This is a genomic window from Bradyrhizobium sp. Kon58 (genome assembly GCF_055807455.1).
The window spans coordinates 25,629-52,034 of record NZ_JBVVOT010000041.1; the positions used below are offsets into that span (position 1 = coordinate 25,629).

General features: G+C 56.9%; 16 protein-coding genes. 9 read left to right on the forward strand and 7 right to left on the reverse strand.

What is annotated here, in order from left to right; genetic code table 11:
* Nucleotides 1-42 precede the first annotated feature (42 nt).
* The 3 genes from AC0L20_RS36250 to AC0L20_RS36260 all read left to right on the forward strand — a co-directional run bounded on the left by AC0L20_RS36250 (nt 43) and on the right by AC0L20_RS36260 (nt 5,835).
* A complete protein-coding gene (locus tag AC0L20_RS36250) occupies nt 43-603 on the forward strand; it encodes a hypothetical protein (RefSeq protein WP_473295157.1) in 561 nt (186 codons plus the stop codon).
* Between the two features lie 688 nt (nt 604-1,291).
* Entirely contained in the window at nt 1,292-3,700 is a 2,409-nt protein-coding gene (locus tag AC0L20_RS36255; RefSeq protein ID WP_473295158.1) for a tetratricopeptide repeat protein, read from the forward strand.
* Entirely contained in the window at nt 3,697-5,835 is a 2,139-nt protein-coding gene (locus tag AC0L20_RS36260) for an O-linked N-acetylglucosamine transferase, SPINDLY family protein (protein WP_473295159.1), read from the forward strand. The genes AC0L20_RS36255 and AC0L20_RS36260 overlap by 4 nt, the downstream gene beginning before the upstream one ends.
* Before the next feature lie 98 nt (nt 5,836-5,933).
* Here the strand turns inward: AC0L20_RS36260 and AC0L20_RS36265 are convergent, their stop codons facing one another.
* Nucleotides 5,934-7,730, reverse strand: coding sequence for a Hint domain-containing protein (locus AC0L20_RS36265; RefSeq protein ID WP_473295160.1), 1,797 nt, complete (start codon nt 7,728-7,730; stop codon nt 5,934-5,936).
* A gap of 194 nt (nt 7,731-7,924) precedes the next feature.
* On the opposite strand from AC0L20_RS36265, the gene AC0L20_RS36270 reads away from it, so the two are divergent.
* The gene (locus tag AC0L20_RS36270; protein WP_473295161.1) at nt 7,925-8,974 is read left to right on the forward strand and encodes a helix-turn-helix transcriptional regulator; all 1,050 of its coding nucleotides are present in this window, start codon (nt 7,925-7,927) and stop codon (nt 8,972-8,974) included.
* A gap of 110 nt (nt 8,975-9,084) precedes the next feature.
* Here AC0L20_RS36270 and AC0L20_RS36275 read toward each other — a convergent pair whose 3' ends face one another.
* Together AC0L20_RS36275 and AC0L20_RS36280 are read right to left on the reverse strand one after the other, a co-directional pair.
* Nucleotides 9,085-10,056, reverse strand: coding sequence for a Hint domain-containing protein (locus AC0L20_RS36275; protein WP_473295162.1), 972 nt, complete (start codon nt 10,054-10,056; stop codon nt 9,085-9,087).
* A gap of 826 nt (nt 10,057-10,882) precedes the next feature.
* Nucleotides 10,883-11,362 (reverse strand): hypothetical protein, encoded by a 480-nt coding sequence (locus AC0L20_RS36280; RefSeq protein ID WP_473295163.1) that lies wholly within the window; start codon nt 11,360-11,362, stop codon nt 10,883-10,885.
* 412 nt (nt 11,363-11,774) lie between these two features.
* Here AC0L20_RS36280 and AC0L20_RS36285 point away from each other — a divergent pair, with 412 nt between their 5' ends.
* A complete protein-coding gene (locus AC0L20_RS36285; RefSeq protein WP_473295164.1) occupies nt 11,775-16,904 on the forward strand; it encodes a VCBS domain-containing protein in 5,130 nt (1,709 codons plus the stop codon).
* A gap of 46 nt (nt 16,905-16,950) precedes the next feature.
* Nucleotides 16,951-17,184: an H-NS histone family protein gene (locus AC0L20_RS36290; RefSeq protein ID WP_231171148.1), complete on the forward strand. Its 234-nt coding sequence runs from the start codon at nt 16,951-16,953 to the stop codon at nt 17,182-17,184.
* A gap of 225 nt (nt 17,185-17,409) precedes the next feature.
* On the opposite strand, the gene rfbD is transcribed toward AC0L20_RS36290, so the two are convergent.
* Nucleotides 17,410-18,312, reverse strand: coding sequence for a dTDP-4-dehydrorhamnose reductase (gene rfbD / locus AC0L20_RS36295; RefSeq protein WP_456765764.1), 903 nt, complete (start codon nt 18,310-18,312; stop codon nt 17,410-17,412).
* A complete protein-coding gene (gene rfbC / locus AC0L20_RS36300; RefSeq protein WP_456765765.1) occupies nt 18,312-18,866 on the reverse strand; it encodes a dTDP-4-dehydrorhamnose 3,5-epimerase in 555 nt (184 codons plus the stop codon). Before rfbC ends, rfbD begins: the two co-directional genes overlap by 1 nt.
* Nucleotides 18,867-18,972: 106 nt before the next feature.
* On the opposite strand from rfbC, the gene rfbA reads away from it, so the two are divergent.
* Nucleotides 18,973-19,848: a glucose-1-phosphate thymidylyltransferase RfbA gene (gene rfbA / locus AC0L20_RS36305; protein ID WP_456765766.1), complete on the forward strand. Its 876-nt coding sequence runs from the start codon at nt 18,973-18,975 to the stop codon at nt 19,846-19,848.
* 24 nt (nt 19,849-19,872) lie between these two features.
* On the forward strand, nt 19,873-20,940 hold the full coding sequence (gene rfbB, locus AC0L20_RS36310; protein ID WP_473295165.1) for a dTDP-glucose 4,6-dehydratase: 1,068 nt from the start codon (nt 19,873-19,875) through the stop codon (nt 20,938-20,940).
* 30 nt (nt 20,941-20,970) lie between these two features.
* Here rfbB and AC0L20_RS36315 read toward each other — a convergent pair whose 3' ends face one another.
* Entirely contained in the window at nt 20,971-21,732 is a 762-nt protein-coding gene (locus tag AC0L20_RS36315; protein ID WP_473295166.1) for a galactosyltransferase-related protein, read from the reverse strand.
* Nucleotides 21,733-21,940: 208 nt separating this feature from the next.
* On the opposite strand from AC0L20_RS36315, the gene AC0L20_RS36320 reads away from it, so the two are divergent.
* Nucleotides 21,941-25,417 carry a tetratricopeptide repeat protein gene (locus AC0L20_RS36320; RefSeq protein ID WP_473295167.1) on the forward strand — a complete coding sequence of 1,159 codons (3,477 nt, stop codon included), beginning with the start codon at nt 21,941-21,943 and terminating at the stop codon, nt 25,415-25,417.
* A 425-nt stretch (nt 25,418-25,842) separates the two neighbouring features.
* Here the strand turns inward: AC0L20_RS36320 and AC0L20_RS36325 are convergent.
* Nucleotides 25,843-26,406, reverse strand: a 564-nt coding sequence (locus tag AC0L20_RS36325) for an IS66 family transposase (RefSeq protein ID WP_473295168.1), incomplete at its 5' end; no start/stop codon positions are given.

The window sequence follows — 26,406 nt, forward strand, 5'->3', positions numbered from 1 at the left end:
CTGGTCCCTTTGCCCATCTTCCACCGTCGCCCGGGGGCCCCTATGCCAGTTGAGTTCGAAGTCCTCTGCCCTGCGCCTCTCCTTTTGCCGGGCGAAAGCGTTGAGCAATACGAGGCCTTACGTGGCGCCGTTTTCAAGGACATCGCACCCCAATCCGCGATCGAGTGGCTGCTCGCGATCGACATTGCTGAACTTTCCTGGGAGATCCTACGCTACCGCGTGTTGCGCCATAGGCTTTTGCAAGATCATCGCCAAAAGGCGATCGAGACAGCGCTCCGCCGGGTCGACCTGGCGGGCATTGCTCCTGGATGCAGAGGGGACGCCGAAGTCTACACCATACGGAACGCAGCCGAGTGGCGGCTGGATCCGATTGCAAGACAGGCTATCGAAGGGCGCCTAGCCTCTTACGATTTTGATCAGCATGCTATTAGCATGGAGGTTTATGTGCAGGCGCGTGAGATCTTCGTGCTGTTCGAAAGTCTATTGAATGCCGCACAGTACCGGCGCTCACTATTTTTGAGAGAGATTGACAATTGCCGCAGACGGGCGCCGGTGCAACCGCGAGCCGCAACGAGGATCAGGTCTGCCGCGAACCAATTTTAGACCAAACTGGTCCCGGCAAAGAGCTCGAAGTAAGTCTTCCGTGTCCCGGATGACGGCCAAGTCACTCCGGAGCACCTGCAAAGGCAAGCGCCTTGCTTGTAACGGCGCGTGGTATCGCGCCGTATCCCCGATCAAATCGCCGGTCGAAAATTCGGCGATTACACCTCAAAAGGCCGGCGAAAGAACATTGGACTCATCGGCACACCGACGGGCATAAGAAAGGCCGCCTTGCGGCGGCCTAGTCTGAAGTTTGTTCAATGCAGTCAAAAAACCGGTACGTGAAATCCAGCCCCGGGATGAAAATTTCTAATGATACAAAGGCCTGCCCGGTAGGCCCAACCAGGCAGGAGCGGAATTTCGGTGCAATAGAAATCCGCGTTCCAACTTTGGAACTAGGCTCGGCAAGCGAGCTGCTCTTCAGTTTATCTGCGGCAGGCATCCAAGGAAAAGCCACCTGATTTCGGTAAATCGATGGTTTGCTCTCGGGCGAGTTCGAACCGAAGTACCCCAACAACGTGACGAGCTGCGAAAGACCTTCTAACCATGTTTACAATGACCCCTTAGGCGTGAAGTTAGTGCCGCTCCCGTTCACTATCAGAGCTCTTTTTCAAGGCGGTTGAGTGAAAACGACTGAAATTCCTGATATCAGAATATTGCGACATCATCGGCCATAGGGCGTCTGTTAGCAATGACCCAGCTAACCTTAGAGGACGTATTGCAGAAGGGGACCTCGCATTTTGTCGAGGGACGCCATAGCGACGCGGAAGCCTTCTTCGCGGCAGCACTTGGCGTTGACCCGGCGAACATCGTCGCACTACATCACCTCGCAATAATCGAGCACGGGCGGCGGCGTCACGGTGAAGCTCTGACACTAATCGAGCGAGCTATCGCAGCGCGCCGAGATGCCAGTCTGTTGAATAGTCGTGCTACCATTCTTGGAGCCCTTAATCGAAACCATGAGGCGCTCGACTCCTTCAGCGAAGCGATCGCAAGCAAACAAGGTTATGGCCCTGCCTTGAAAGGAAAAGGGTTGATGCTTTTGAACGGAGGAGATCCAGCAGCCGCTCTAGATTGCTTCTCCGAAGCGCTACGCAGCTTTCCTCGCGATCCCGGCCTTCATAATCTTCGCGGCAGGGCACTTCGATCACTGAATCGGAACAGCGAAGCACTCGAAGCATTTGAAGTCGCATGTTCGATTAGCCCCGATCTCCTGGACGCGCTCAACAATTGCGCGATTGTATTCAATGACCAGGAAAGATATGCCGACGCGGTAAGATACACGGACCGTGTCCTGACGATCGACGAATCAATTCCCGAAACACACAACAATCGAGCGTTCGCCCTAAATCATCTAAAGCGTTACTCAGAAGCCGCTGAAAGTGCGTCCCGGGCTATCGAACTCAAGCCTGACTACACGAATGCAATGAGAAACAAGGCTTCGGCTCTGCTCGGTCTGTCGCGCCGCGACGAGGCGCTCTTAGTGTGCCAGCAGATCTTGAGTCTGACACCCGATGATGGCAACGCACTGGTTTTGCTTGGAATGATTCTGAACGAGTTGAAGCGTTTTGATGAGGGAACCGCTCTACTCGAGCGAGCAGCGGCGTTGCATCCACATATGGCGGAGGCTCATAACGGACTTGGCAATTCCTATCGTGGACTCGAACAGCACACGCGCGCTCTCGTCTGCTATAGAAAAGCCAGCACTCTCGAGCCGACCTCGGCCGCCTTCGCAAACAACATAGCGACGACGCTGCTTGACTTGGGGCGACCAGAGGAAGCTCTGGAGTTGTTCGAACGGGCTTATAAGGCAAAGCCAAGCTCTGCAGAAATATGCAATAATCGAGGCAACGCTTTATCCGCGTTAAAGCGATATCAAGATGCAGCCTCGTGGTTTGAAGAAGCGCTTCGCCTTCACCCGACCTTCGCAGCAGCTCATAGTGGCCGGGGCCAGGCCTTGTCTAACCTCGGACTACACCAGGAAGCCATCGCGTGCTTTGAACGAGCGGTCGCGCTCCAGCCGGATGCCCCGTCCTCGCTGAATAATCTCGGCTACGGCCTTAAAATGACTGGACGCGTAAACGACGCGCTCGAATGTTTCGAGGCTGCGCAAATGGCGGCCCCTGCCCATCCCGACGCAAATTTCAATGAGTCGCTGACCAGGCTCTTGCTTGGCGACTTCGAAAGAGGATGGACGAAATACGAATGGCGATGGAAGGTGGATAAGCGCGATCAACTGCGGACGAAATTTAGCAAGCCGCGCTGGCTTGGACGAGAGGATCTCAGAGACAAAACTATCCTGCTTTATTCTGAGCAGGGCTTTGGCGATACTATCCAGTTTTGTCGGTATGCAAATCTCGTTACGGCTCACGGGGCGAGAGTTATTTTAGCAGTCGAACCACCGCTAGTCGGTTTACTATCCAGCCTTCGGCCCGGGTTCGAGGTCATCGACAGGGATGGTCCGTTACCCGATCATGATTTTTGCTCGCCTCTGCTCAGCCTTCCGCTCGCATTGGCTACGCGGCTATCAACGATCCCGGCTCATACACCTTACTTATACGCTGCTTCGCACAAGGTGGCACAATGGCAAAGCCGGCTCGGACCAACGAGCAAGATGCGCATCGGCATCGCATGGTCAGGCAATCCGCTGCATAAGTTGGATCAACACAGATCCATAGGGCTTGAAAAGTACCTAAGTCTTGCAGGGGAGAACGTTGAACTCGTCAGCTTGCAAAAAGACGTTTCCAGCGGTGACTTGCATGTTATCGAAACGTCGGGGGCTAGGCATTTCCCCGATGAAATCATCGATTTTTCCGATACTGCAGCGCTCGCCGCCGCATTGGATCTGGTGATCTCGGTCGACACGAGTATCGCCCATCTTGCCGGCGCCATTGGATTGCCCGTGTGGATACTACTTCCCTACATTCCGGATTGGCGATGGCTTTTGGACCGGGAGGATAGCCCGTGGTATCCAACAGCTCGTCTTTTCAGGCAGAGAGCAACGGGTGATTGGGGCGAGGTCATGGGACGGGTCTTGCTCGCTTTGCAGCAAAAAATTGCTGAGCGACCGACCAGCAACGCCAACCGATCCCGGCTATGAGCCCCGCTCATTCGGTCGAAGCGGCCATTAAGCTGCATCAGGCAGGCAGGCTCGTCGAGGCCGAGGCAATCTATACCTCAATTCTTTCCGAGCAGCCGGTCAACGTGAATGCTCTTCACTTTCTTGGGGTTCTTCGACACCAGCAGAATCGCACGTCCGAGGCACTGACACTGCTCGACCAAGCGTCAGCTACAGCTCAGGCCACGGCGTTTCATCACTCGAATTACGCCGTTATTCTCCACAAGATCGGCCGGCTCAGCGAAGCTCTAGCCGCAACCGACCGGGCACTTTTGCTGAAGCCGGATCTCGTACAGACATTATGCAATCGTGGAAACGTCCTAGCTGATCTTGGACGGTTCGCGGAGGCCGTACAATCTTACGATGACGCGATCCGCCTCAGGTCCGACTACGTTAACGCGTACACCAACCGAGGTAACGCGCTCCGCTCCCTGAGAAAGTATGCCGCAGCACTGGAAAGCTATGATCTTGCCATCAGTTTTGCCCCCGGGCTCGCTGACGCCCACAACAATCGCGCCAACGCCCTTTCGGACCTAAATCGGCTGGAAGCGGCCCTCGCGGCCTATAACGCTGCTATCGCCCTGTCACCACGGCATGTTTTGGCAACCTGCAATCGCGCCAGCGTACTTAAACGGCTAGGGCGACTGCAGGACGCATTGGCCGGCTATGATCTGGCGCTCGAATTCGATCCCTCTCACTTCGATGCTCTCCTTGGGCGGGGGCACGCGCTTGCTGCCCTCGACCGAGACGAGGAGGCGGTCGTTAGTTACGAGCGCGCGCTATCTGTGAGGCCGGAATCTCCCTATGCGCTTGACGCGCTCACTATGTGCGCGCGAGCTGCTTGCGATTGGGACCGTACTACGGCACTAGAACCCGCGTTGCTGCAAGCTGTTAATTCCGGCGAGGCCGCACCCTCACCTTTCACGTTTCTGACGTACTGCGACGATCCAGCTCTGCAACTGAAATGCGCGCAGAGGTTCGCCAAACAAACGGTGCCTGTTGTCCAGCCCATCGGACCTAAGACAACAGCCGTTACGGATAAGGTTAGGATTGCCTACCTGTCCGCGGACTTCCACGAGCATGCAACGGCCTATCTAGCGGCGGAGCTTTTCGAGCGTCACGATCGCTCTCGGTTTGAGATTGTCGGCCTTTGCTATGGAAAAGATGATGGGAGCGCCACGCGCAAGCGGTTGGCTTCTGCTTTCGACGTCTTCGAAAGCGTTCCAGAAAAGAGCGACTACGAGATTGCCGCGCGCGTGAGTGAGCTGAATGTTCACATTGCGGTTGATCTGAAGGGACACACGGCGGATTCGCGGCTGGGGATTTTTAGTCACCGACCTGCCCCCATTCAGGTCAGCTATCTCGGCTATCCTGGCACCACCGGCGTCGATTTCTTGGACTATGTAATTGCCGATCGCTTTGTTCTACCCATTGACCAGCAGCCGTTCTTTACCGAAAAAATTGTCCACCTGCCCGACAGCTATCAGGTCAACGACTCGAAGCGCATCATTGCGGAACGAACGCCTTCCAGAGAGGAAGAAGGCCTACCTGCTGAGCGTTTTGTTTTCTGCTGCTTCAACAACAACTACAAGATAACCAAAGACGTTTTCGATGTGTGGTGTAGGATCCTCCACTCGATGCCTGGTAGCGTCCTTTGGCTCCTCCGCGGCAATTATGCGGCGGCACGGAATCTCAAGCGAGAAGCATCCGTTCGCGGCATCGATCCTGGCCGCCTCATCTTTGCCGAGCGGAAACCGCTCGATCAGCACCTGGCCCGTCACCGGCTCGCGGACCTGTTTCTCGATACAGTTCCGGTGAATGCCCACACCACAACGAGTGACGCATTATGGGCCGGGTTACCGGTCCTGACATGCCGCGGCCGGAGCTTTGCGGGGCGAGTCGCTTCCAGCCTGCTGCAAGCCGCCGGGCTTCCGGAACTCATTACCGATGATCTTGGCCAATACGAGCAACTGGCGCTTAGTCTCGCTCGCGACCCGGGCCTGTTAGGATGTTATCGCGACCGCGCGCGCCGATTGAGGGATGTCTGCGCTCTTTTCGACGTCGGCCGTTTCGCTCGCAATCTTGAAGCGGTTTATGAGCGAATGTTGGAGCGGTAGCCGTAGGGAAAGCGAGCCCCTCGAAGGAATGGAATGCAAGCCTGATGCAAACGGCGGCGCCCGGGCGCCGCCGTTGAAGTCCAAGGTGTGCTGCCGCCTTAGGCGACGCCAGCCTGAGAAGCATAGTAGCCGAGCTCTTGCGCAATAGCCGCCAGCTTCACGCGAATGGCTACCGGAACCTGCCGATGAGCCTTCGCACGGGGATAGGGAAGCTCCTCGATCACCTTGCCCTCCGGATAAAGCGCTTGATGCTCGGCCCAATTGTCGAAGGCGAGACGATCGACGTTGTCAACGAACGTCTCGGCCGGCGTGTTCTCGGCCAGAACGAGCGAATGGTCGTCCAGCTCAACGTGGTAGTAGGTGAAGACCTGCGGAACGTTCTTTTCCCGCGTGATCGAGGTGCCGTTCACCAAAGCGCCGGCCTGGATCAACGCCCCATCGACCAGGATTGCATGGTCGGGGGAGATCAGGAGGTCACGCGCCGGCACGTTAAGGCCGAGCGCGCTGGCCCTGATGCGCACGGGAAGGACGCGGAGAGGATCACCAAAGACGGTCGAGACCGTTTGACGACCGAGCCAAGTTACCGGCATCATCCGACCGTCGTGGGTGGCGACCAGGTCGCCACGCTTCAGGCTTTCAACCGCGACTTCGCCGCCAGGCGTCCGCACCATGGTGCCGGCCATGAAGCAAATAACGACGGTTTGGTCCGCAAACTTAAGGTTCTCAACGGAGTCGTTGCTGGCTGTGTTGGAGCCGTTCCAGTACACCAAGTCGGTGCCATCCGGGGACCCGGCACGGTTGTCGGTCACCGTGAAGAAATGGCCAGCACTGCTGAAGGTTACGGTGTAGTTGGAGCGGTTTCCGCTGAAAACCGCGGTGTCCGTACCAATCCCGCCATGAATGAAGTCGTTACCGGCACCGCCGGTCAACGTGTCGTCGCCAGCATTGCCATTGATGGTATCGCTGCCGACACCACCGCTCAGCGCATTGGCCGCACTATCACCATTGATTGTGTCGTTGCCAGAACCACCGATGAAATTCTCGATATTCGCGATCGTGTCCGACAATGTCGTTGTCGAGCCTGAGCCAGTAACAACGGCAGCGGTCGAGGTATTCAACGTAACGGTCAGTCCGGCAGTATAATTGGAGTAGTCCGCTGTATCGGATCCAGCACCGCCGTTAAGCACGTCGCGCACGTTATCGGCAGTCAGCACGAACGTGTCGCCACCTTGGCCGCCAGTCAACGTATCGGCTTGGGCTCCGCTCGTGATCGTGAAGCCTTCGGTCTGATTGGCGAGCGACAACGTCACGGCGCCGGCCGCACCGACGGTTGAAATATTCTCAACGCCCGTGAGGTTCGAATTACCAAGTGAATTGAACGACGTGGATGTCGACTTCAAGACAATCGTGTCGCTGCCGCTTCCAAGATTGATGTTGGTCGAGCTGGGCGCATTCAAGAGGTTGTTCAACTGTGCGCCGGTGAGCGTGAGCGTATCCGCCCCGGTTGTGCCATTAACATTGATGGTGTCGATGCTGGACAACGTGGCGGTCGTGCCGCCTGAAATGTCGACCGCTCCGCTAACATTGACGTTCAGAGTGTCGGTGTCGAATCCGGTTCCCAGACTGATGCTCGAAAGTGCAGACAATTGCTGCGCAGTGATCGTGACAGTGTCACTGCTGTTGGTCGCAGCCTGCGAGATGTTTTCAATCCCGGAGATCGACACGACGGAAAGGTCAATCGTCTCATTTGAAGAGCCGAGAGCGATTGTGTCGGTGCCCGAACCTCCAACTACAGCGTCACCCGCTTGGGCCGTCCCGGTGGCAAAAACGAAGGTATCTGCAGCGGTCCCGCCCGTGAGCGTCTGAACTGCATTCGTTGCGGTAAACGTCGTCATTCAAATCTCCAAATTAAATCGCGTTATTCCGATTAACTGCTAATTAAGCGAAGCCATGAGGATTGCTAGCAATTTGATAAAAGCCCATCAATCGCGGGTTCGCCCAATTAAACTAAACGCAAATCTTATGAGACGAAATGTAGTAAATTTGAACAAAATGGCTTATACGTGAGACGATTTGATGGATTTCGCCCATGTTGAGCACGCCTGCGCGCAGCATCGAACTGCCCAGCGACCTGCGGAAGAATCCCTTCAGCAAGTGGCGGCAACTCATGGGTGCGGTTTTTGACCTTGCAGCCAACCCTTCTGAAATGGCTGATTTTGAGGGGGGCTTCGCGGCTCTGGTCAGCAACAAATATGTGCTGACGACCACTTCGGCGTCGAGACTAACCCTCGTTCGGACGCTGGACACTATCTCCCGCTCCAAACTGGATCAGTTCGCGATAACCTACGTACTCTCCGGGACGACCGCAGGAATCTTGAACTCAACCGACTTTGTCGCTGAAGCGGGTGATGTGTTCATCTGCGACCTGTCACAAGTCATGACACGACAGACATCAGTACAAGGCGGACCTACAACCGAAATTACGCTTTGGGTTTCGCGCCGTCGTCTCTTGACATCAATTGGCGACGAAACCGCATTGCACGGGCTGGTCCTCCAGAAAGCGTCCGCTGCAGCCTCGGTGATTGGCGCAGCGCTGCGTTCACTCAGGGAAGTTGCCGGCCACGTGAATCAAAATGAAATAGATGCGGCAGCCAGCGGCGTTGTCGAGCTTGCCGCTCGGGCGATTGTTCCTAACCTCGAAGCTTCCAAGCCCCTTATCTCCGCCTCTCCCTCTGCCCCGATTATTACGATCAGACGATACATTGATCGAAATCTGAGGTCAGCGACATTGGACGCCACCTCGATCGCAAGGACCTTCGGTTTGTCCCGGGCTTCACTCTATCGACTATTTGAACCGATTGGCGGGATTGCGGGATACATCCGCAAGGCACGGCTCGATCATGCCTACCAACAGATCGCTGCGATCGAACATTCGGACCGGCGAATTGCGCAGATCGCCTACGGCTTGGGCTTCAAGAACATCAGCAGTTTCAACAGGCTCTTCCAAAACACGTATGGGATAACGCCGCGCCAGGCACGGCAAAGAGCAGCAAAAGGTTCCTCAGACAACGTTCTCAAGGCCGAGCTTACGGAGGTGAACTCGCTGAGCGTATGGCTTTCACAGATCAGTGCCGCATAGTCCAGCCATTCATGCAGTCAGCGACTTCAGAAAAGATCTGAGCGGGTCCAACGTGATGAAGTAAAACTTCAGAGTTGAGTGCCCGCTCAGTAAATACCCAAATGGCTCGATTAAGCGACCGATCTGTTTTCGCCGGTCAATCCCATCAATTGCGCTCTCGCAGAGAGCATCACGCGAATCCTAATGGGTACTTGGCGATGCGATTTCGCTCGCGGATAGGGCAATTCCTTCACCGGTTTGCCATTGGGATAGAGTGCTTGATGCTCGGCCCAGTTATCGAACCCCAGGCGGTCGACATTGTCGATAAACGTCTCGGCAGGGGTATTTTCCGCCAGGATCAGAGAGTGATCCTCCACCTCAACATGGTAATACGTAAAGACCATCGGAACGTCTGTCTCTTGGCAAATTGACGTGCCATTGACGAGCGCCCCAGCCTGAACCAATGCACCTTCGACCAACAATGCATGATCGGGCGAAACCAGAAGATCACGCGACGGGGTGTTCTCTCCAAGTGCGCCAGCTCGAATCCGGATTGGAAGCACACGTGCTTTGTCAGCAAACCTGAGCGAGACCGTCTGCTCGCCCAGCCAATCAACCGGGACGGCACGCCCATCATGGGTGAGCACTAAATCGCCCCGTTCCAAAGTCTCGACTGCGACTTCACCGCCACGCGTGCGCACCATAGTGCCGGCCATAAAGCAGAAGGTGACCTCGGCACTTGTATCGACATTCGTCAATCGCCCGTGTTGGCCGTTCAAATTCCCAGAATAGGCCGTATCGGTCAGAAAAAAGAAGTTGCCGTGATTGTCCTGGATGATGATGCCTTCGGTGCCCGACAGCTCGGCCGTACCGATAAAAGTGTATTTGTTGCCCTCGCTGAGATTCCCGCTCGCAACATCTTTGACTTTGACCTTGTCGCCGTTGGCAAGCGGATCATCACCGGATTGATCTATAGCCTTAACGCCGATCGCAATGGGATCGACCCCGGCAGAACTCGTATCCGCGTCAACCAGCTTGTAGTTCCCACCCGTTTTCACCAACTGGTACGCGAAATTAAATTCTTCTCTCGTTTTGGCAACCATCGTCGAATCCTCGAAATCCAGTATTAACTCTCGCCCCAATGCGCTCATACCGAATTGTATAATTAACTGATAGACGCTGATACAAATTGCACGTAACTTGAGATAATTTGCAACTTCACGTTAATAACTTTTCATTGTTAATACCCTCTGGCCTGCCGAGACGGCTCTCTACGCTCCATCGACCAATTAGCGCGCATCCGCCGCGTGGGCTGAGGTGATGCAATCGGCGCTTGCGAAGCCGAAGAGGGATCAGCAACTGAAGACGAGACGACTGCGTTCAAGTGGAATGAAGTCCCCTTCATTCCCCTGCGGAAGGCGACCGACTTGGCCGCCATCATCAAAGCGACTGACGGCATTTCCTCTGCCGCGGCACACCCCGAGATGCATGACGTGCTGGCCTGGATAGGCGACACCTGTCCGGATTGTCCCCACAGGCTAAGACTGATGCTGCTACACCCAAGTCTCCGCGAACTTACCCGCAAACGATCAGACCGTGTTTCCGAGCCAAGACGCCACCGCCGAGCAAACGAGCGAAATAAAGACGCCAGCGCTTGTCACATCGCGCGCGGATTGGCAGAACGCGGTGCCCCTGCGACTTAACCTTAGGCGGAGAGCACTAAGGCCGCCTCCGAGCCGGATCGAACGCCGCAAGGAAAAGAACAGTCCTCAGGCGGATCCGTCAATGCGGAGATGCCGCTTCGAGAACCAAGACCCAATCGCTTTCACCAGATTGGTTAAACCTTGGAGGACTGAACTGCCTGCTTCCCTCGTTGGCAGCCGGGGCGCCATTCGACCAAACATAGTGGCAGGACGTTCGCTGAAATGCTTAGGATTGAGTGTTACTGCATTTCATGACGTGAAGCTCTATTCCGGCGGCGGTAGCACGCGCGGGTGCAACGTCAACCGTGCTCAATAGTAGATCCACGAAATCGAACGTAAAAAGCCTTACGATTCCACCCGTTTTGTCCTCTCTCCAGGCGACAATCTGATGCTTGTTGGTGAAATCACTTCTCATTTCCCAGACAGTCTTGCCGTATTCAGTTCGAAATGCCGGTCGATCCGGGTCCCTGATGATCTTGAGTATTGTTTTTCCGACGACCTGAATCCTGTATCGCACTAACGGCTTTTCAAAAACATCGCTGCTGATCCCAATGTCCTTGTCTTCGTGCTCAGGAAACTGCGTCTTGCTGGCGAACGATTGATAGCAATCAACTGTGATCTCCGGTAGCGACTCCGCTGCCCTCTGCGCGCAAACAGACGAAGATGTAAAGATGGCAAGGAATGACACCATGGTAAGCACCTTCATTTGATTCTCCACTTGATTACATTTCATCAATCGCCGATGGCCGCTGCCTCGGAAATCCGATCTGGCACTCTGCTTGGTCCATTGTGGACGGAGCTCGCAGGATCAGCTTGTGCTCACGGTCACTATGAGCGTGTTGGTTCTAGTGTTCCTCGCCATCGAAGCAAATGCAAAGCGATAAAACCGAGTCGTCGAGTCGTGCTGCAAACGCCGAGAGGATAACGAATCTTCGGAGACTAGAACGAACAGAACGACTGCAAGGCAGGCCTGACCTCGGCAACATATGTAAGCATTCCTGTCGCATCGGGACACGCGTTTGAATCAAACACGTACTGGTTGATTTCTATGGCAGCGTAGGAGTGATACAAAATTTGAAGATAATTTTCTTTATTTAATAGCTATTAGCGGTGCTCAATTGAATTACACGGGCAATTTTGACGCCGCGCGTCCTGCTATGGAGAGCCAGGGGCTTCGCCCCCTCGCCTTCGGGCACGTCGATTCATTCACCGCAGTGGCTCACGGGCACCCGCCCGATGGGGCACTCACCGTGCCTGATCCTAATCTGCTATTTCACGGCGAGTACAAGCGCGCTGGGGTTGATCTGATCCTGTCGAACGATGGGCATGAGTTCATTGTTCAGGACTATTTCAGGGGCGAGAAGCGCCTAGCACTCACCTCCCCTGATGGTGCTCATCTGAGCGGAGATCTTGTCAACGCGCTCACCAGCCAAATTCAGTATGCTCAGGCCGGGCCCAGCATGGCCTCGGCCCAGATTATTGGACACATCACGAAGTTGGCGGGGAGTGCCACCGCGATCCGCAATGGCGTACCGGTCATCCTGAACAATGGCGACGACGTCCAGAAGGGCGACGTGCTTGTGACCGGGTCGGATTCGACCCTCGGGGTCACTTTCATCGACGGCACAGTGTTTGGCCTGTCCTCAAACGCGAGGATGGTGTTGAACGAGATGATCTACGACCCCAATGGATCGAGCAACTCGTCGCTGCTCAGCCTGGTCGCGGGCACAATCAGCTTCGTCGCTGGTGAGACCGCCAAACACGGCGACATGAAGATCGATACTCCGGTTGCGACCATGGGCATCCGTGGGACGGCGGTGCTAACCCAGATCAGCTTCTTCGTGCCGCTGGGTGGCGGAGATCCGCAGCCCCAGGCCAATTTCCAGGTTCTGGTCGAGCCCGACGGCACGACAGGCTCCTACGTCTTGTTCGACAAGATCACACTGCTGCCGATCGGCACAGTCAACCAAGCTGGACAGATGATCCAGATCAGCGGCGGCAATGTCTCGGTCTCCAATGCATTATTGTCGCCGGAGGTTCAGAAGCTCATATCCGACGTGTTCTCACTGAAATTCAGCGCAAATTCGGGCAACACCAGGCTCACGACGAATTTCACCGACACGGTCATCCCCGACAGCCGTGGTCTGGCGATGAACAGTGCAGGCGGCCAAGCCGGTATCCCGAATTTTAACTTTGCGATCGCCCCCGAAAAAACGGCTGCATTCAATCAAACAGGCGAACTGTTCATTCCGTTCATCTCGATCAAATCTGTCGATGTGATTCCTGCGTCAGACAAAGCGAGTTTCACAATTGCCGATCAGGTTATCATCACCGATTCCAACCCTGCTGATGTTCTCGTTCCATACATCGCAGGAACCGGCTCAATCAAATCTGTTAGCGGGCCCCCCGCCGCTCCACTCGGCGCCGATCTGGCAAAGCTTCTAACTCTCAATGCTGCCACTGGCGCAATCAGCTATGATCCGGCAAAGTTTGCTTTTCTTGGCGCCAATCAGAACGTCGTGATTGTAATCGAATTTGATAGCAGAGTCGGATCCGAAATCTTTCATAGGGCTCTATCCCTCACCATCACCGGAAGCAACGATCCGGCGATGATCTCGGGAATAGGAACCGGTGCGGTGAAGGAAGACGGCGGGCTGACAGCGCACGGTGTGCTGATGGTCCAGGACATCGATAGCGGACAGGGTAACTTCCAGACGCCGGCTTCACTCGTGGGAGCCTACGGCACTTTTACGTTCGATCCTGCCACCGGCGAATGGAGTTATACGCTCGACAACTCGGCCGCCAAGGTCCGGGCGCTCGCCGATGGCCAAGTCGTCCACGACACCCTGACTGTGAAGTCTGCCGACGGCACCGCCTCGCAGCTGATCGACATTACCATTGCTGGAAGCAACGATGCCGCGGTGATCTCGGGAACAGCTAATGGCGCGGTCAAGGAAGACGGCAAGCTGACTGCGGGCGGCACGCTGACGGTCCAGGATATCGACACGGGCGAGGACCATTTCCAGACGCCTGCCTCCCTCGCCGGAGCTTACGGGACGTTCACGTTCGATCCTGCCACCGGCGAATGGAGCTACACGCTCGATAACTCCGCCGCCAAGGTCCAGGCGCTTGCCGATGGCCAAGTCGTCCAGGATACCCTGACTGTGAAGTCGGCTGACGGCACCGCTTCGCAGCTAATCGACGTCACCATCACCGGCAGCAACGATGCCGCGGTGATCTCCGGAACAGCGACTGGCGCAGTCAAGGAAGACGGCAAACTGACCGCGTGTGGTACGCTCACGGTCCAGGACATCGACACCGGGCAAGACCACTTCCAGACCCCAGCATCTCTCGCCGGGACCTACGGCGCGTTCACCTTCCATCCTGCCAACGGCGAATGGAGCTACGCGCTCGATAACTCCGCCGCCAAGGTCCAGGCACTCGCCGGCGGCCAGATTGTGCACGACACCTTGACTGTGAAATCGGCTGACGGCACCGCTTCGCAACTGATCGACGTCACCATCGCCGGCAGCAACGATGCCGCGGTGATCTCGGGAACAGCTATTGGCGCAGTCAAGGAAGACGGCAAGCTGACTGCGTGCGGCACGCTCACGGTCCAGGATGTCGACACGAGCCAGGACCATTTCCAGACGCCAGCCTCCCTCACCGGAGCTTACGGCACGTTCACGTTCGATCCTGCCACCGGCGAATGGAGCTACACGCTCGACAACTCCGCCGCCAAGGTCCAGGCGCTTGCTGGCGGCGAGGTCGTCCACGACATCCTGACTGTGAAATCGGCTGACGGCACCGCTTCGCAGCTGATCGACGTCACCATCACCGGCAGCAACGATGCCGCGGCGATCTCGGGAACAGCAATTGGCGCGGTCAAGGAAGACGGCAAGCTGACTGCGTGCGGCACGCTCACGGTCCAGGATGTCGACACGGGCCAGGACCATTTCCAGACGCCAGCCTCCCTCGCCGGCAGCTACGGCACGTTCACCTTCGATCCTGCCACCGGCGAATGGAGCTACACGCTCGATAACTCCGCCGCCAAGGTCCAGGCGCTTGCCGATGGCCAAGTCGTCCAGGATACCCTGACTGTGAAGTCGGCTGACGGCACCGCTTCGCAGCTAATCGACGTCACCATCACCGGCAGCAACGATGCCGCGGTGATCTCCGGAACAGCGACTGGCGCAGTCAAGGAAGACGGCAAACTGACCGCGTGTGGTACGCTCACGGTCCAGGACATCGACACCGGGCAAGACCACTTCCAGACCCCAGCATCTCTCGCCGGGACCTACGGCGCGTTCACCTTCCATCCTGCCAACGGCGAATGGAGCTACGCGCTCGATAACTCCGCCGCCAAGGTCCAGGCACTCGCCGGCGGCCAGATTGTGCACGACACCTTGACTGTGAAATCGGCCGACAGTTCCGCTTCTCAACTGATCGACATTACCATTGCTGGAAGCAACGATGCCGCGGTGATCTCAGGCAAGCTGAGCGGCAACGTGGAGATACCCGATGACGGCCCGGGTAGCGGCAAGTTAATAGATACCGGCAAAGTAACCGACACCGACATCGACAATACTCCCAATACCTTCATACCGAAGCCTGCCGGGTCGGCCACCAGCAACGGCTACGGCACTTATCAACTGACGGCGTCCGGCATTTGGACCTATACGCTCAATTATTCAAACCCGACGGTACACAGGCTCGATGAAGGCCAACATCTCAAAGACACCTTCACCGTTCAGACCATTGATGGCACTGCCAAGGTCGTGACAATTACGATCAGCGATGATGATCCGCCGCATCGAGCTCCGGCTGGCGTCGCTGGCTCCGAAATCAATCTCGGTTTAGCCGACCCGTTCTTGCAATCTGGCGCCACATTCACTGTCACACTCGCCGGCGTTGCGGACGACTGGATCGTAACCCATGGAGTTCGAAGCGCTGATGGTACTTGGTCGGAGCAAACAGCCGATCCCGGATCTCTGTCGATAACAACACCGGGTACTTTCGAAGGCGCCGCGCTTCTGAAAATAACTGAAGTGGTAACCACGCAGAACGGTACAAGTACGAACCACGTCGTCGCTGACAATGTTGAAGCTTACGCCCAAGGAACACCGATCTTCGCCTATGCAGGCGACGATTTTCTTACGGCGGCGAGCGGTCATGACTTGATCGTGTTCTCGCAACCTATCGGTCATGACCTACTCTACAATTTTGATGTTCGTGCCGATCAAATCGATCTGATCGGCTTTTCCGCCACCGACTTCGGCGCCGTTCAAGCGCACATGCTGGACGATGTCTCCGGCAGCGCCGTCATTGCGTTGGGTGACGAGCAATCTATTTCGCTATCCGGCATCTCATCGTCTTCGCTAACGGCAAGCAATTTCGTTTTCGATCTGGCACCAGCGTTCAGCAATGTTGGTACGATGTCAGTTTCTGACGGAGCCTTACTCCCGATCAGTGGAGAAATGAACAATACCGGCACCGTCCTAGTAAGCGCGGCAGGCGACGAAACCATCGTGCAGCTCATTCAACCCGGATTGACGCTTAAGGGGGGCGGGCAATTTTTGCTCTCGGATGATAACAGCAACATCATTTCGGGAACGAGCCCGAATGTCACCCTGAACAACGAGGACAACATCATCTCCGGTGCAGGCCAATTGGGCAACGGACAACTGAACTTCATCAACGCCGGCAACGTCAACGCGACAGGCAACCAACCGCTTACCATCGACACTGGCTCGAATGTGATCCACAACGCGGGAATTTTGGAGGCTTCTGGACCAGGAGGCCTGATCGTTGTCAGCGCAGTCGACAATTCGGGCTTCCTCTGGGCAAATGCTGCCAATCTGACGGTCAAAGATGTCGTTAGCGGAAACGGCACAGCGATTATCGATGGCCCAGGCCAGCTTGAGTTCGAGGCCGCTTCAAATGCCAACGTGGTTTTTGGCCTGGCTAGTGGCGGCACCCTGTCGCTCGGAGATGCCTTCCATTTCAACGGTACGATTTCAGGGTTCAACGATTTGAACGTTATCGAGTTGAACAACTTCAACCCCGATTCAGCCACTATCAGTTACGTCCAGAATGCGAACACCGGCGGCACGCTAACCATCGCAAACGGAGCAGAAGTCGCTCACCTGACTCTTCTTGGCGACTACACTGCGGACTCTTTCAGTCTTGTTTCCGATTTACCGGGCCACGCGCTGGTCACGTACGCCCACCAAGGGATCATCTCATAAGTATTTTTTTTGCATCGGGGAGGTAGCGATGAGGGACTATCAATCCATGTCGTTGGACGACCTCTTGCTTCATCATCATGAAATTAGCGAGACGATCCAACAACGAACCAATCTAAAATCTCACCTGACCAAGCCGCGGAAGCCATATCCGCGTGTCCGTCCAAAATACCGAAACCCAAACAACCCGTCACAGACGTGGTGTGGACGCGGTAGTCAGCCGCGATGGGTACATGACTTACTTGCGGCAGGAACAACACTCGAAGATTTAAAACTCAAATAACCCATGATCCTGTCGAACGTCGACCTTCGATGCTGACTTGTTCGATGCTGCGGTTTGAGGCGGCTCATGATCGACTCGACTCGAGCACCAGCAGCTCGGAGAGCTTCACCATCGCGTGCTCGCCCCTTTTGGCAGATCAGCGGGAGTTAGCTTTGCCAACCATCTGCTCGCTACGACCGATGACGATCAACGGCAGAAGCCCCCGGATCTTGAGAAGCACCCGAATTATCCCAGCCGAATCAAACGATCAAGTTCACGGTGCATAGCCTGGCTCCAACCTGGCATCGACACACCGAAGGCCTGGCGGAGCCTTGACGTGTCCAGCCGCGAATTGGCAGGCCTGATTGCTTTTGTGGGAAACTCGCTGGTCGCGATGGCGTGAATCGTCGCAGACTTGACTGCCTGACCTCTCATCTTGAGGCCATCCACGATCGCTGTTGCGAAGCCATGCCAGGACGTCGTGCCGGCGTTTGCCAGATGGACGAGCCCCTCTGCCGCCGCGAAATCCTCGGCCAAATCCGTAGTGTTTGTGCGTCGATCAATGATGGCCGATGTCGCCTCTGCGATTGAAGCCGCCGCCGTTGGGGCGCCAAACTGGTCCGCCACCACCCGCAATTCGTCACGCTCGCGCGCCAAACGCGTCATCGTGCGAAGGAAGTTTGTTCCCTGTGCGGCGTACACCCACGACGTTCGCAGGATGAGGTGGGCTGCGCCAGATGCCTGGATTGCTCGCTCTCCCTCCCACTTGCTACGCCCATAACTTGAGAGGGGTCCGCATCTGTCCCCTTCGCGCCAGGGTGTCTCGCCGGATCCATCGAAGACATAGTCTGTAGAGAAATGGATCAGGGGAACGTTACGTTTACGGGCCCAAGCGGCCATGGCGGCGGGAGATGCTGCGTTCACGCGCAGAGCGAGTTCTGCCTCATCCTCAGCCTTGTCGACAGCTGTGTAAGCAGCTGGATTAACGATGAGGTCGGGCGCTAGACCATCTAACGCTTCAGCTACGGTCTCAGGCCGAGAAAGATCGAGTTCCGCACGCTGCGGCGCCAAGACCACGTGTGAAGTATTCAGCAGAGGCAACAGCGCTCCACCAACCTGCCCACTGGTCCCGGTCAGAAGGATTCGCATTACACTTGCCCGTAAGTCGGCAAATTCTTCACGTCCGCGAGCAAAGGCGCCTCCGCGTCACGCGGCGACAATGACGGGTTGGGAATGCCCCAATCGATCCCGATGGCGGGATCATCCCATCGGACGACAAGTTCGTCCTTTGGGCTGTAGAGATCATCGCATTTGTAAAAGAAATCCGCCGTTTCAGACAGCACCGCGAACCCGTGCGCGAAACCTCGAGGCACCCACAATTGCCTGCGATTTTCCTCGCTAAGTTCAACCGCCACATGCCGCCCGAAATTCGGACTTCCAACACGGACATCTACGGCAACATCCAATACCGTGCCCCGCACGACACTGACGAGCTTGCCTTGTGTCGAGGGGTTTTGTAGGTGAAGGCCGCGAAGCACCCCATAGGACGACCGCGACATGTTATCCTGCACGAACGGGCGGCTGACACCGTGTTCGGCGTAGCGGTCGAACCGGTAGGTTTCGAGGAAAAAGCCCCGCTGGTCGCCAAATAGCTTGGGTTCAATAACCAAAACCTCAGGAAGCGTAGTCGCAATAACATTCATTGTGATATATGAGGGGCTCGAAAACCTTGTTTACTCTAGATCTATAGCGAACTTGTGCCGGCTATTCCATCTGATACGTTTTAATTGGTAAATTTGTGAGAGGGCCATGAAGGGCATCATACTCGCCGGCGGAACTGGCTCGCGCCTCTACCCCGTGACCACCGTTGTATCCAAGCAATTGCTTCCGGTTTTCGACAAGCCGATGATCTATTATCCCCTTTCCACGCTGATGCTGGCGGGTATTCGCGACATTCTGATCATTTCGACCCCTCTGGACAAACCTCTGTTTCAACGCCTGCTCGGCGACGGATCAGACATCGGCGTACGGTTCTCATACGAAAGCCAGGACGCTCCCCGTGGACTGGCTGACGCCTTCATCGTTGGCCGCGAATTTGTAGGCCAGGATTCGGTCGCCCTGATCCTAGGCGACAACATCTTCTACGGCCATGGCCTTCCAGAGATGCTCGCCCACGCCGGGGCTCGAAAAAAGGGCGCGACGGTGTTTGGCTATTACGTGAACACGCCGGAGCAGTATGGTGTCGTCGAGCTCGATACCACCGGCCGAGCGTTGTCAATTGAGGAAAAGCCCAAGCAACCCAAATCTAACGTGGCGGTTACGGGCCTTTATTTCTACGACAATGACGTCCTGGACATCGCCGCGAATGTGAAGCCGTCCGCCCGCGGAGAAATCGAAATCACCGACGTCAACAACGCTTATCTCGAGCGCGGTGATCTCTTTGTCGAGGTGCTCGGGCGCGGATTTGCGTGGCTTGATACGGGTACGCATGCCTCTCTCGTGGAGGCCAGTCACTTCGTACAGATCCTGGAGCAGCGCCAGAGTTTGCGGGTCGCTTGCCCCGAGGAAATTGCCTTGCGGCAGGGCTACATCTCTCTGAAAGCTTTCGAGAAAGTGGCAGAGAAGACAGCCAAGAGTAGTTACGGGGAATACTTGAAATCGGTTGCTCGCTCTTTCCAACAGTAATTTCAATCACGGAGGGCGCTCCAGATGCGCTTCAAAGGCTCAACGATCTTCGTGACTGGGGGGGCCGGCTTCATCGGCTCTGCCGTGGTGCGACATCTGTTGCGCGATACACATGCGCGCGTTGTCAACATCGATAAGCTCACCTACGCGGCTAATCTCGACTCCTTACCTGGCGCCGAAGGCAATCCGCATTATCAGTTCGAGAGGCAGTGCATTTGCGAAGGCGCCTCACTTCGCAAGTTGTTCGAGAAGTATCAACCCGACGCGGTGATGAATCTCGCCGCCGAGAGCCATGTCGACCGCTCAATCGATGGTCCAGATGAATTTGTTCAGACCAACATCGTAGGTACTTTCACGATCCTGCAGGAGACCCTACGCCATTGGCGAACCCTGTCTCCCGAGAAGCGTGCGACGTTCCGCTTCCTCCACATATCCACCGACGAGGTCTTCGGCTCGCTGGGCGATGAGGGGCTCTTCACGGAGACGACAGCCTACGCCCCGAACTCCCCCTACTCTGCCAGCAAAGCTTCGTCTGATCATCTGGTACGCGCCTGGCGGGAGACCTACGATCTGCCGACGTTGGTGACGAATTGTTCGAACAATTACGGGCCGTTTCACTTTCCGGAGAAGCTGATCCCGCACATGATCATCAAGGGTCTCGCCGGCGAACCGTTGCCGGTCTATGGCGATGGCAAGAATATCCGCGACTGGCTCTATGTCGAGGATCATGCCAAGGCTTTGACCACGGTTCTCGAACGCGGCAACATCGGCGAGACCTATAACGTCGGTGGCCGTAACGAACGTACCAATCTGCAGGTCGTCCAGACAATCTGTGACCTTCTTGATGACATGGCCCCTACAAGCGATGGATTGCGCCGTCGGCTCATTTCGTTTGTTACTGACCGTCCCGGCCACGATCATCGCTATGCAATCGACGCTTCAAAGCTCGAGCGACAACTTGGCTGGGGCGCCGAAGAAACTTTTGAAAGCGGAATCGAGAAGACCGTGAAGTGGTATCTCGATCATAAGCCGTGGTGGGCCGCAATTTTGGAGCGGGGCTATACGGCCAAGCGCGTAGGCATAAAGCTTTAGATCTGCGGCATCAGTCCTAAGCTGACTTTTTTAGCCCTCTGCCGGTTGCGGCTGATGGAGGGGTTCAACCAAGATGTGCTCCACAACAATTTTGCCGCTGTGCTCCAAGTGACGCCGCGAATGCACCTTCTGAATGCTCGCTAAATTCGATAAACCATCGCGCTTCCAGAACTCATCAGTTTTGCGCTTGCGAATGAAGCCTTGCGCGACTTGCTCAAACCAAAGGTCCACATAACGAAGTCTGTTTCTAACATGCGCTGGCGTGGGTTCGCCATCCGGAAAGCTTCCGGCATCAACATGAGCTAAGCGCCTGAAGCGACCCGGGCGATGCTCGGTGCTGCACCCAACCCGCAGCAGCCTCTCTCGAAGATCCACGTCCTCGAATCCCCATCCCCAATAGTCGTTCATTCGCGAGCTAAAGTGCTCCTTGCTCATTAAAACGACTGCGCTAAAAAGCTGCCGAACAAATTCCGGGGTGAAGCTAGAGTTGAGCCCGTCTGATATCGCCATCGCAGGCCTCTCTGACAGGCGATAGTCCGCCTCTTCGGGCAAGAGGTCTACGTCATGGGAACAGACATAATCGACGTCCGGCGCTATTGCCTGAAATCCAGCGTCGTTAACGAAACCGCGATTGAAGGGAAGATTGCCGGCCTGCTCTGAAACCATAATCCGGACGGCAACTGTCGAGCAGAGCGTGTCCCGAGCAAAGAAGGCCAGTAAGTGCGGAATGAGTGCCGCAAGGTGTTCCGACCTGTCGCGATAGGGAACAATGATCCCGAGGGTTGTCGGCATTCATTTCCAGCTTACAGGCGGTATACGGCGGTCACCGAGTGATGCACCGCCATTCAGTCCCCCTGCTAGTATTAAGTCCAATCCCGTTTTTGGGTATATCAATCCTCTATTCATGGTAGAGCCGAACGTAAAGTTCATTTTCATGGCCGCAATTAACCTTCTGACGCCGGTCCATTTTCCTCAGCTAGGGCCGTGTTAAATAGGTTCGATGATCCGCCATATTGGCTCCCCTCATCTAAGTCATTCGATGCAAGGTCCATTAGAAAATAGCGAAGCAACCGAGAAGTTGGCCGGACTTTCAGCTCCCGACGCCGCCGAAACTGCGCGGAGCTTGATCGAGCAAGGCCGGCAACTCCGGAAAGCCAATGATCGTGTCGGATCGCTGGCGGCGTTTGCCCGAGCAACCGATGCTGACCCTTCGAACGTAACCGCTGCGATCGAATGCGGTTATGATCATCTTCACCTCGTCCAGATCCCCGAGGCACGGGATGCCTTCGAGCGCGGCCTTGCGCTTGATGCCGACAACAAGTCAGGCCTGATCGGCTTGGGTCACACCTTTAGGCATCTACGTGATCTCGCGGAGGCCCAGCGCTGCTTTCAGCGCGTCCTCGAACTCGAGCCCGGTCATGCGGGCGCATCCATGGGGCTCGGTTACACTTTGAAATCGCTGGGCCGCAGCGATCAGGCGCTTGACGCGTTCCTGTCGGCCGCAAAGACCAGCCCCACGAACACTGCCGCGAAGGTCGAGGCTGCGAACATCCTTCGCGATACCAACCGTATCGACAACGCCATTGCCCTGTTGCAAGACGTCATCGAGCAGGGCCCATCAAATGCGGGACATATCTCGGCTCTCGCGCGGCTGTTGAAGCAATCGGGCCGCAATCTGGAAGCGGCTGAAACGTTTCGAAAGCTCATTACGGTTGACCCCACCGACATTACTTATCGTATAGAACTCGGTCATATTCTTCGTGACATCGACGCCCTCGACGAGGCCCTCGAGGTCTTGACCGCAGTCCTGGAGCAGGAGCCTGCGAATGCCAGTGCATGGGTCGCGATGGGCTGGCTGCATCGCAAGGCTGCAAGGCTTGACCCTGCTGCAGAGGCGTTCCGGCGTGCGGTTGACCTGCAACCCACAAATGCCGGGTCGCTGCACGCGCTTGGCATCAGCGAGCGAGACCGCGGCAACCATGGGGCTTCGCTGGACTGTTTCAACCGTGCTCGCGATGTCGATCCAAGGGCACTCTATATTCGGCAAGAGATCTGCAATTCGTTGCGAAATCTCGGACGTTTTGACGACGCCGCCGCCCAATACCGGGACGCCCTGAGGGATTGGCCGGCATCACGAGAGTTGCACCTTGGACTGGGCTATGCGCTCCGAAGCGCCGGACACAGCGACGAGGCCTTGGCCGCTTTTGATGCGGCCAAGGGAGACGATCCGGCGCATCCGAACGCGCCCATCGAGGCCGGTCACGTGCTCTTGAAGCTCGGCCGGCCGACCGAAGCGGTTGAGCGTTTCCGGGAAGCGCTTACGCGCGCGCCGGGGAATCCGTCGGCCTTGGTTGGCCTTAGCTACGCACTTCGCCGCCTGGGGCAGTTAGATCAGGCCGAGACAGCCCTGCGCGAGGTGCTGGCCACACAACCAGGCCATGGCGGCGCCCGCGTGGCGCTTGGTCATCTGCTTGACGCCCAATACCGGCTGGACGAAGCGGCCGAGCTGTTCTTGCAGGTCATCGCCAGCCAGCCCGATCACGCCGAGAGTTACGGGGCTCTCGGCAACATTCATCGGCGGCGCGGAGATCGCGATGCCGCGCTCGCGTCGTTCCGCCGGGCGGCGGCTGCTGAGCCAGCCAACGAAATGCGGCTCCTTGATGTGGCCGTCGAGCTGAGAGATCTGGGCCAGCTGGACGAGAGTGCCGCGGTCATCAATCGAGTGCTTGCCTCGGCTCCCACGGAAGCGCGTGCGTTGATGCAACGCGGGCAGCTGCTGCGCCGGCAGGACCGCCGGGACGAGGCGCTGGTGGTGTTCAAGCAGCTGATCGCCCATCACCCGGACAATGCCCAGGCGATGGTTGAAGCGGCGAGCGAGGAGCGTGCGCTCGGCCGCCCGCAGCTTGCGACACAATGGCTTGATCAAGCCCTTATCGCCGAGGCCGATCACGTCGGAGCCCTAATCGGGCTCGCCGAATTGGCCATGCAAAGCGACGATGCGGAAGGGGCCCTGGAGATTTATCGCCGCGCAGCGGCCGCACATCCTACAAATGTTTGGGCATGGCTTGGCGGTGCGCGAGCTGCTTTCGAAGCGGGCTCGCGCGATGAAGCTTTCCGCTTGATCGCAGAAGCTCGTGAGCGGCTCGGATCGCATCCCGAGATGGCTGGGATGGAAATCGAGCTGCTGCGCCAACTGCGAGAATGGACCCGGGCGCAAGAGACGATCGATCAGGCCTTGGCCGAGGCGCCGCGTCCAAATTTCTGGCTCTGGTCGCATAAGGTCCAGATTGCGACCATGACCGGCGACTACGTGCTGGCCGAGCAGGAGTTGAATGGCCCGACGCCGGCCTCGAGCGTAACCGACCACGCGCGGGTCGAGTTGCTTCGCGGGCAGCTTGCCGAGGCCAGATTCGCCTACGGCGAGTCGATCCCGGCCTATCAGGAGGCCATTCGCCTCAATCCCAGCGATGCATGGGCCCATTTCGAGCTCGCGCGCGCGGCATTGATGAGCCTCGACATCGATACATCACGGAAAGCGCTCGCGAACTTCATTCGTGTCAGCAGATCCTCGCTTCTCCTCAAAGGTCAGTCCCTCAGCCCGTCGCAAAATCACGTCGGACAATTGCTCGACGAGTTCGTCCTGGATGCCGATGCCTTGGCGGAACTGCAAAGCATCATGTCTGGCGATCCCGCAGTTCAATTCGGCCGATTGCGAGCGATGCTCGCGGCTTATCCGGACTACACGCCAGCTGCGATGCTTCTGGCGATCGCGCTGCGCCAAAATGGCCGATTTGCAATACCGCCAAAATCGGATCCGGGAGCTCAGAGTCCAATCCCGCGGCACATCGTGCAATTCTGGGATCGGGATCCGCCGAAAGATGTGACTGAGCTGATGGGATCGTGGCGGGAATTCAACCCAAGTCACCGCTGGACTTGTTTCGATAATGACAGCGCGAGAGAATTCCTCAGGCGTGAATTCGGTGTGCAGGTCCTTCGTGCCTACGATCGCGCCGTCGTACCGGCTCAACAGGCCGACCTGTTCCGCCTCGCCTGGCTTGCGGCGCGAGGCGGCATCTATGCGGATGCCGACGACCGATCCCTTGCACCGATCGACAGCTATCTTCATCCAGAGGCGACACTGGCACTGCATCAGGAGAACTACGGTTCGATCGGCAACAATTTCATCGCCGTGACGCCGGAGCACCCTGTCATCGTCCGCGCCCTCGATATGGGCACCGCGGCCATGAACCGCGGCGATACCGATCTGGTTTGGCTTTCGACGGGCCCAGGTCTCCTGACCCGCGCATTTGCGCTGGAGTGGGCAAGCGGACGCCCCGGTGGCCTACTTCGACGAACTCAAGTACTCGATCTCGGCCATCTCCAACGCGTGATCGGCATCCACTGCCCCGTCCGTTATAAATCAACAGACAAGCACTGGAGCCGCACGGCGTTTCGCCGAAAAGGGAAGCCACGCTAACCGAGCTCTAAAAGGTCATCCCCATCCTGGCAAGGTTTATCATTGTCTAATCCACCCTCGCATTGGACGTTACCTTCGCAGCCGGGTAGCAAACGAATATTCGATCAGAACAAATTCGTCTTCTTCTCGACGCCCTCTACGGCCAGTTCGAGGAGCCCGCTGGGTCGGCGCCGACGGACTGAGGCAGGTCACTGCAACACCGTAGCCCTCTCGCCAAGGCGCTGAAGGCGGAAGCGCTGGCGAGACGCAGTTTGAGCGCAGTCGGACCGCAGCTGCAGATCGACCTCCGGGGCACTGAGCCGAGATGAGAGGAGCGAAACTCACGGCGTTCGTGTTCATCTCAACAAGGCGATTAGCCTGTCATTGAACGTACGCATCCGGTGATGGCCCCTGGTTAGGCATCTTGAGCGGATGGCTGACCGCGCTTATGCGGCGTGAGCGAGGTTCTGAGATCGCCAATTCCAGGGCATGAGTTCGTGGATGCGCTTGGCGGGATGATCCGGGAGACGGGCCAGCACGTCGGCAAGCCAAGCCTGTGGATCGATGTCATTGAGCTTGGCGGTGGCGATGAGGCTGTAGATGGCAGCCGCACGCCGGCCGCCCTCATCCGACCCGGCGAAGGTCCAATTTTTTCGTCCCACGGCGACCGACCGTAGCTCACGCTCAGCAGCATTGTTCGACATGCAAAGCCGTCCGTCATCAAGGAAGCGGCTAAATGCACCCCAGCGGCTGAGGCAGTAATTGATCGCTTTGGTCGTGTCGTTGTTCCTGGAGAGCTTGGCGCGCTGCTCGCGCAACCACGCCTCCAACTCGACGATCAAAGGGCGGCTACGTTCCTGGCGCACACGCAAACGCTCCTGCGCAGGAAGTCTGTTGATCTCGCGCTCGATGGCGAACAGAACATCGACGCGCTTGGGGATGCTGATCGTGGAGACGATTGCCCGGATAAGGCGCGAGCACTTCATCAAGGGCAAGACGATCAAGGAGAT

Bases quoted from the DNA above. Each gene is read 5' to 3' on its own strand.
- AC0L20_RS36315 (WP_473295166.1), bottom strand. From the start codon at position 21,732: ATGCCGACAACCCTCGGGATCATTGTTCCCTATCGCGACAGGTCGGAA.
- AC0L20_RS36270 (WP_473295161.1), top strand. From the start codon at position 7,925: ATGTTGAGCACGCCTGCGCGCAGCATCGAACTGCCCAGCGACCTGCGG.
- AC0L20_RS36275 (WP_473295162.1), bottom strand. From the start codon at position 10,056: ATGGTTGCCAAAACGAGAGAAGAATTTAATTTCGCGTACCAGTTGGTG.
- AC0L20_RS36265 (WP_473295160.1), bottom strand. From the start codon at position 7,730: ATGACGACGTTTACCGCAACGAATGCAGTTCAGACGCTCACGGGCGGG.
- AC0L20_RS36290 (WP_231171148.1), top strand. From the start codon at position 16,951: ATGTCGTTGGACGACCTCTTGCTTCATCATCATGAAATTAGCGAGACG.
- AC0L20_RS36260 (WP_473295159.1), top strand. From the start codon at position 3,697: ATGAGCCCCGCTCATTCGGTCGAAGCGGCCATTAAGCTGCATCAGGCA.
- AC0L20_RS36255 (WP_473295158.1), top strand. From the start codon at position 1,292: ATGACCCAGCTAACCTTAGAGGACGTATTGCAGAAGGGGACCTCGCAT.
- rfbD (WP_456765764.1), bottom strand. From the start codon at position 18,312: ATGCGAATCCTTCTGACCGGGACCAGTGGGCAGGTTGGTGGAGCGCTG.
- AC0L20_RS36320 (WP_473295167.1), top strand. From the start codon at position 21,941: ATGATCCGCCATATTGGCTCCCCTCATCTAAGTCATTCGATGCAAGGT.
- AC0L20_RS36280 (WP_473295163.1), bottom strand. From the start codon at position 11,362: ATGAAGGTGCTTACCATGGTGTCATTCCTTGCCATCTTTACATCTTCG.
- rfbC (WP_456765765.1), bottom strand. From the start codon at position 18,866: ATGAATGTTATTGCGACTACGCTTCCTGAGGTTTTGGTTATTGAACCC.
- rfbA (WP_456765766.1), top strand. From the start codon at position 18,973: ATGAAGGGCATCATACTCGCCGGCGGAACTGGCTCGCGCCTCTACCCC.
- AC0L20_RS36250 (WP_473295157.1), top strand. From the start codon at position 43: ATGCCAGTTGAGTTCGAAGTCCTCTGCCCTGCGCCTCTCCTTTTGCCG.
- rfbB (WP_473295165.1), top strand. From the start codon at position 19,873: ATGCGCTTCAAAGGCTCAACGATCTTCGTGACTGGGGGGGCCGGCTTC.